The organism is Streptomyces ureilyticus (genome assembly GCF_011045025.1).
Lineage (GTDB): Bacteria > Actinomycetota > Actinomycetes > Streptomycetales > Streptomycetaceae > Streptomyces > Streptomyces ureilyticus.
In genome coordinates, this window is the sequence record NZ_JAAKZX010000130.1 from 20,627 (window position 1) to 27,319 (window position 6,693).

Annotated in this window: 7 protein-coding genes; 4 read left to right on the forward strand and 3 right to left on the reverse strand. The window is 69.1% G+C overall.

Annotated features, from left to right (window positions below):
- Positions 1–15 precede the first annotated feature (15 nt).
- The 4 genes from G6048_RS31645 (at position 16) to G6048_RS31660 (ending at position 3,371) form a co-directional block, all read left to right on the forward strand.
- Entirely contained in the window at positions 16–789 is a 774-nt protein-coding gene (locus G6048_RS31645) for an SDR family NAD(P)-dependent oxidoreductase (RefSeq protein WP_235990573.1), read from the forward strand.
- Between the two features lie 406 nt (positions 790–1,195).
- A complete protein-coding gene (locus G6048_RS31650; protein ID WP_235990574.1) occupies positions 1,196–1,693 on the forward strand; it encodes a hypothetical protein in 498 nt (165 codons plus the stop codon).
- 18 nt (positions 1,694–1,711) lie between these two features.
- Complete coding sequence (locus G6048_RS31655; protein WP_165343030.1) at positions 1,712–2,554, forward strand: N-formylglutamate amidohydrolase; 843 nt, start codon at positions 1,712–1,714, stop codon at positions 2,552–2,554.
- Entirely contained in the window at positions 2,544–3,371 is an 828-nt protein-coding gene (locus G6048_RS31660; RefSeq protein WP_165343031.1) for a DUF429 domain-containing protein, read from the forward strand. Before G6048_RS31655 ends, G6048_RS31660 begins: the two co-directional genes overlap by 11 nt.
- Before the next feature lie 74 nt (positions 3,372–3,445).
- On the opposite strand, the gene G6048_RS31665 is transcribed toward G6048_RS31660, so the two are convergent.
- Genes G6048_RS31665 through G6048_RS31675 form a run of 3 tightly spaced genes read right to left on the reverse strand, consistent with a single transcriptional unit; the run spans position 3,446 to position 6,643 of the window.
- Complete coding sequence (locus tag G6048_RS31665; RefSeq protein WP_165343032.1) at positions 3,446–5,128, reverse strand: bifunctional 3-(3-hydroxy-phenyl)propionate/3-hydroxycinnamic acid hydroxylase; 1,683 nt, start codon at positions 5,126–5,128, stop codon at positions 3,446–3,448.
- Positions 5,125–5,997: an alpha/beta fold hydrolase gene (locus tag G6048_RS31670; protein ID WP_165343033.1), complete on the reverse strand. Its 873-nt coding sequence runs from the start codon at positions 5,995–5,997 to the stop codon at positions 5,125–5,127. The genes G6048_RS31665 and G6048_RS31670 overlap by 4 nt, the downstream gene beginning before the upstream one ends.
- Before the next feature lies 1 nt (position 5,998).
- Positions 5,999–6,643: an amino acid synthesis family protein gene (locus G6048_RS31675; RefSeq protein ID WP_235990576.1), complete on the reverse strand. Its 645-nt coding sequence runs from the start codon at positions 6,641–6,643 to the stop codon at positions 5,999–6,001.
- Between the last annotated feature and the right edge of the window lie 50 nt (positions 6,644–6,693).

Below are 6,693 nucleotides of genomic sequence, written 5' to 3' on the forward strand. Positions count from 1 at the left end.
AGGTTTACTCGCCGCATGAGTGACACGAATGGAATGCTGGCCGGTAAGACCGTCATGATCACGGGTGCGTCGAGCGGTATCGGAGAGGCCGCCGCTCGCCTCTTCGCCGCCGAGGGAGCGGCGGTCCTCCTGATGGCCCGCCGCGAGGACGTACTGAAGCAATTAGCCCAGGAGATAAACGACTTGGGCGGCCGCGCGGCGATCAGCGCGGGCGACGTCTCGGTCGCCCAGGACGTACAGCGCGCCGTGGACGAGACCGGTGAGCACTTCGGCGCTCTGGACACGGCCTTCAACAACGCAGGCTTCGCCGGCGATGACCTGTCCCCTCTGCACGAGCTCGACCAGGCCCTCTTCGACCGCACGATGGCCGTCAACGTCAGCGGCACCTGGAACTGTCTGCGCTCCCAGATCCCGGTGATGCTCGAAGCGGGGAAGGGCGCGATCGTCAACACGTCCAGCACTGCCGCCATGGGGGCCACTGGAGCCCCCGTGCCCTACGTCGCCGCGAAGCACGCGGTGCTCGGCATGACCAGGGCCGCAGCGGCCGAGTACGCGGCACACGGTATTCGCATCAACACGCTCGTCGTCGGCACCACCCGCACAGAAATGATCGACCAAGTAGTGGAGGCCTACCCGGAGTTGGGGACGGCTTTCGTAGCCCGCCAGATGCAGAAACGCATGGCAGATCCCGTCGAGATCGCCCAGGCGGCCCTGTGGCTGTGCAGCGACCGCGCCTCGTTCGCCACGGGGTCGGCACTGGCCGTGGACGGCGGGTGGACGGCCGGCTGACGGCTGTCGGCGTACTCCTCCCGCCGTAACTGCCGTTGCCTGCGCAGACGGCAGGCGGGAGATGTCGAACGGTGGCGCAGGCGCGGTGTCGAAACCGCTCACCCTACGGTGTGGATGCGGTGTTGGCCGTACGCGGACAGGGGGCGGGCGTCGTGGATGCTGGTGACCCAGGTGACTGCCGCGTACCGGCCGGGGGTGAGAAGCGGCGTGAGGGTGATGGCCTGCCCTGAGGCAGCGGATACTCTCCGGGATCGAGCAGCATTTAGGTCAGATCCTTTCCGCGATGCTCAATCCAAAGCCAGCGCACTGACCTGCTCCACCGTCGCGTGCCTCGGACACCAGGTCCGCCGTCGGGACCAGCGAAACGCGGTCGCGCGGGCGGTTGTTGCCCTTCAGGATGACGGCTATGCAGCGCATCGAGTTTCTGAACTACCCCGACGACGAACGGCCATCGGCCCTCCTGTGGGGCTTCCGTATCGACGGCACGGATCTGCGTGTGCATGTCGCCGACGCCACCCGCGACCTGTGGCGTCAGGAGCACGAGGAGGAAACTCAGGCCGAGCAGGAGCGCTTCCTCCTCACCCAGCACAACGGCCTCTACGTCTCCGAGGTCGGCGACCCCGCACGCCATTTCCTCGGTGACCCCGCCCCCGAGTTCGCACATCCCTCCACCGGCGCGACCCCGGTCCTCGGCTGCTGCTGTGGTGTCTGGGGCTGTTGGCCCCTGCTGGCGATGATCACCACCACCCCCGAGACCGTTACCTGGACCTCCTTCCGGCAACCCTTCCGCAGGGAGTGGGGTGAACTCCCCCTGGGGCCATACGTCTTCGCCCGCCCCGCCTACGCAACCGCGCTCGCAGAGCCGATCCGCGTCGCCGAAGACCCGCTGGGGCACGGGCGTTGACAGCTTGCCGGCCCCACAATGAATGACGTGTCGGCCTCCTCTCTGCTCCTCCCGGGCGCATCGGACTCCCCTGTGATCCTGCACGTCCCGCACTCCTCGCGGGCGATCCCGGCGGACGTACGAAGCGGCATTGTGCTCGAAGACGCCGCGCTGGAACGGGAGTTGGACCACATCACCGACTCGCACACCGCTCGGCTCGCGGCCATGGCCGCAGAGCGCTGCGGCACGAGGCCCTGGCGGTTCGTCAACCAGTTGTCGCGGTTGGTCGTCGACCCCGAACGGTTCCCGGACGAGCGGGAGGAGATGCTGGCCGTCGGCATGGGCGCGGTCTACACGCAGACCACCCACAGGGAGGAGCTGCGACCGGCCGACCACGACGGACAGCCGCTCATAGAGCGGTACTTCCACCCGTACGCCGCCGCCATGACGGACGCCGTGACCGAGCGGCTGGACGCCGTCGGACGGGCCGTGATCATCGACGTCCACTCCTACCCGACCGAGCGCCTGCCCTATGAGCTCCACGGTGACGGACGCCGGCCGCCCATCTGCCTGGGCCAGGACGCCTTCCACACCCCGGCCGATCTGCTCGCCCGCGCCGGGAAGGCGTTCGCGGGCTTCGGCGGCACCGGAGTCAACAGTCCCTTCGAGGGGACGTACGTTCCGCTGAAGTACTACGGGAACGACGCACGGGTCAGCGCCCTGATGATCGAGATCCGGCGGGACGTCTACATGTCCGAGCCTGGCGGTCCGGCGGGCCCGGGACTCGACGCACTCGCGAGCGCACTCGCCCAGCTCGTCGAGGAAGAGGACGGCGCCGCGCCGGTGGCGGATTCTCTGGTACTACCGACGCATGGGGATTGAGCGTTTCATCGGCATCGACCTCGCGTGGGCGCAGGGTGGAGCCCGTACCCGGCCCAACGAGACCGGCGTGGCCGCCCTCGACAGTCGCGGCGTGGTGATCGAATGCGGCTGGACCTCCGGGATCGAAGAGACCGTGTCATGGCTGGCCAAAACAGCGGTCGACGGATCGACCCTGGCCTTCGTCGACGCGCCGCTGGTCGTTGACAATCCAGCCGGCCAGCGGCTGTGCGAGCGGGAGGTCGGCCGGAGGTACGGCCGTTGGAAGGTGAGCGCGAACAGCACCAACCAGCGCTCTCCCCGCCTGGCCGGAGTCTTCCTGCGGGAACGGCTGCAGGAGTCCGGCTGGTCCTACGACGACGGCAGGGACGGCCCGCGGACGGGTGGGCTGGTGGTGTCCGAGTGCTATCCGTACACGACCTTGGTCGGGGCCGCCGAGTTGGGTTACGGCCGGGAGCGCCCCACCTACAAGCGCCGACCGGCGCGAGTGCCGGCGGCACAGTGGCGAGCGGTGCGCGCACGGGAGTGCGACGTGCTGATCGCGCGCATGGCGGGCCTGGCCACCGCCGACCCGCCACTCCTGCTCGCTTCCCATCCGGTCTCCCGTCGACTGCTCGATGAGCCCTCACCTCTGGGCGCAGTCGACTACAAGCATCGGGAAGACCTCATCGACGCGCTCCTCTGCGCGTGGACGGCCGCACTGTGGTCCCGGCACGGACTGACGCGCTGCCAAGTCCTCGGACCGGACGCCGTCGTGTCGCCCGGATGTACTCCCACCATCATCGCGCCCGCCCGCCCCGAGCAGCGGCGAGGCGGCTGAGCCGCTCGCACATCCGTAGCGAGAGGGGCACGCCGGCGCCCCGGCTTGAGAAGGTGGTCACGTTTGCTCGATGATCACGACGCCTCGCCCTCCGTCGCGGGAATCGAGCGCCAGGCATCCTTGAACTCCGCGGACCGCGAAGGCGCGACGAGTCGTTCGAAGGCGTCGCTCACCGTCGCCAGGTCTCGGGGCTCGGTCAGGGCCGCCAGATACCGATCGGGGCGGACGACGGCGATGCTGCCCTGGTGCTGGGCGAACCAGTCCCGCAGCGTGCCGTCGACGTCTTCCACCGTCACCGAGTCCGTCGTCGAAGTGCGCCGCTCGGTACGGGACCGACCGGAGCGGGATTCGACGATGGTGAGGTAACGGGTGCCGATACGGTCCCAGAAGGCGCGGGAGTCGGCATCCAGATGTACGAGCGGATCAGTGCCGTAGCCGATGAGGGCGAACCACTCGCCGAGTGTCTCGTCGAGCGGCAGCACCCGCCCTTCGGCGGTCTCGACCCTGGGCTGGATGAGCATCCGGCCCGCCGGTGAACTCTTCCGCACGGTCCCGTGGCGGTGCAGCATGATGCCCTCGCTGTACCGGGGCACAGGCTTGAACCGCATCTGTATGACCCAGTCCCGCACCGACGGTGCCACCGTGAGTCCGCGCAACAGGGTGTCGCGCGCGCGGGCCACCGTGGGGCTAGTCGGTGCGAGGAACCGGCCGAGGGCGTCCGACAGTTTCACCATCGTCCTGGCGTGCTCGCGCCGCTCGGTGTCGTATGTGGCGAGAATCCTCGGATGGGCGCGGCCGGTGACGACCGCCGCCAGCTTCCAGGCGACATTGGTCGCGTCCCGTATGCCGGTGTTCATGCCCTGCCCTGCCCAAGGGGGCATGAGGTGGGCGGCGTCGCCCACGAGGCAGATCCGGCCGTCCACGAAGCGGTCGGCGACGCGCGAATGGTGCGTGTAGACGCGGGCCCGGACGATGTTGAGGGCCGTGGGATCGGGCACGTGCCCGGTGAGGAGTTCGCGTACCTTCTCGGGCCGGAGCATGGCCTCGGCGTCCTCGCCGGGGAACAGCATGAACTCCCAGCGGCGGTAGTTGTAGGGCAGGTCCAGGCAGACGTACGGGCGCCTGGGGTCGCCGTGCAGCCCGGTGTACGGGGCGTCGAGTGGATCGTTGTCGCACTCGATCACCACCCACTTGCGCGGGTGGGTGTCGCCGCTCAACGGGATGCCGAGTTGCTCGCGTACGGTGCTGCGGCCGCCGTCGGCGGCGACAACGTACTCGGCGTGGACGAGTACGTTGTCGCCCTGGGGGCCCCTGACGTGGAGCCGTGCTTCGGTGCCGTCCTGCTCCACACGCACGAGTTCGTGCCCCAGCAGAGGCCGGACGTGGGGATAGCGTTGGAGGCCTACGCGCAGCGTGCGCTCGGCGAGTTGCTGCATGAAGATGTTGCGCCGGGGCCAGCCGTACTCCTTGGTTTCCGGCCGGATGTCGGCGAGGCAGACGCCGTTCGCGGCGAACATTCTCAGCGGCACGTTCTGGATCATGTCGGCCAGCATCTCGTCGGCAAGCCCGATGCCCTGGAAACTGCGCAGGCATTCGTCGTCCATGCCGACCGCGCGCGGGTAGTCGACGATGCCCTCACTGCGGTCGATGAGCAGGGTGCGTACCCCGTAGAGGCCGAGGTAGTTCGCGACCGTCGCTCCGACGGGCCCGGCGCCGACGACGGCGACCTGGGTGCGGTGTTCGACGGGTTCGGTCATCGGACAACCTCCGAACTCCTGAGGAATCTTGTGAGGCGGTGATGGAAGAGATCCGGGGCGTCGTCGTGCACGTAGTGGCCTGCCCCGGGGATCTCCACCGTGTGGATGAGCGCGTTGCGTTGCGCCATCGCGGCCATGGTCGCGGCGGGGAGGAAGTCCGACTCCCCGCCCCGGACGATCAGGGTCGGGCACCGAAGGGCGTCGACGTACGGCCACAGGTCCACCTGCCGGGCCGGATCCGGATCGAGGCGGGCTGCCGCGATGCCCGCCAGGTCGAACGTCCAGCGCCACCGTCCCTCGTCGTCCGGAGCGAGCGTGTGCCGCAGCCTGGAGTCGAGGGCGTCTTCGGAGATGTGCGGACGGATGCCGCGCCAGTACGCGCGGGCCGCCTCCCGGCTGGGGAAGTCCCGGGGAGTGTTGGCCACTTCGCGTTTGATGCGCTCGGCTCCCTCGCCGGACAGCGATGAGCCGGGCCCGATGTCCTCGACGACCGCCGCGCCCACCCGCTCAGGGTGCCGCGCGGCGTAGACGTACGTGGTGGTGCCGCCCATGGAATGACCGAGCAGCACGAACCGGTCCAGGCCCAGGCGGTCGGCGAACTGCTCCAGATCGGCTACGTAGGACTCCGTGTAGTACTCGCCTTTCGGATCCCAGTCGCTGTCACCTCGCCCACGCGCGTCCGGGGCCAGGACGCGGTAGCGGCCGCCGAGCCGCTGCGCCAACGGCTCGAACGTCCGGGCGTAGCTGCGCAGTCCGTGCAGCATGACGATCGCGGGCCGGTCCTCGTCGCCCCACTCGACGTAGTGCGTGCGCAGGCCGCCCAGCGTGATGAAGCGGTCCTGCCCCACTGCGGAGGTGTCGGCGGCCATCTCAGTGCAGCCCGTCCTGGCCCTGGACCTCGTCGGCGTTGATACCGCCCAGCCGGGCGTGCAGCCGGCCACGCGTGGCGAACGCGAACACGACGACGACCTCGTCCGGGTTCGGGGCGTCGGAGAAGTGCACCGTGATGGTGTCGTAGTGCGAGCGGACGTAGAGGGCGTCCTTGTGGGCCAGGGGAACGTCGAGTTCGGTACCGGGCCCGCCTCGCTTGCCGGTCGAGGGCACCCACGACTTCCCGCCGCCGACCGCCTCGCGCACCGGGTTCGCGAAGACCGCGGTGAGGAAGGCGTTGCCGTGTTCGTACTCGCCTGCCGCGCCGACCAGGCACGCCTTGCCGTAGCTCTGGATCGCGAGGCCGCCGGCCGCCTCCTGGATCCGCCGGCCGAACTCCTCACCCAGCTTGGGCGATTCGGTGACAATGTCGCCGAGGTCCTGGCTGAACCGTCCGGCGTAGGGATTGTGGATCGCCGCCGCGATGACGATCTTGCGTACGGGCTCGCCGTCCGCGAGGACGCCTGTCTCGTTGGCGAGGGTGTCCTCGGTCTGGGTGAACCACTTGCGGATGTGGTAACCGGCGAAGTTGGGCTGGGGCATGGGTGTTTCCTCGGGGTCCGGGCGGAGACGGGACTCGGGCATGGCGAGGCTCCGTGAAGAGACGGGACGGCAAAAGGGGGTGGGTCAGAGGC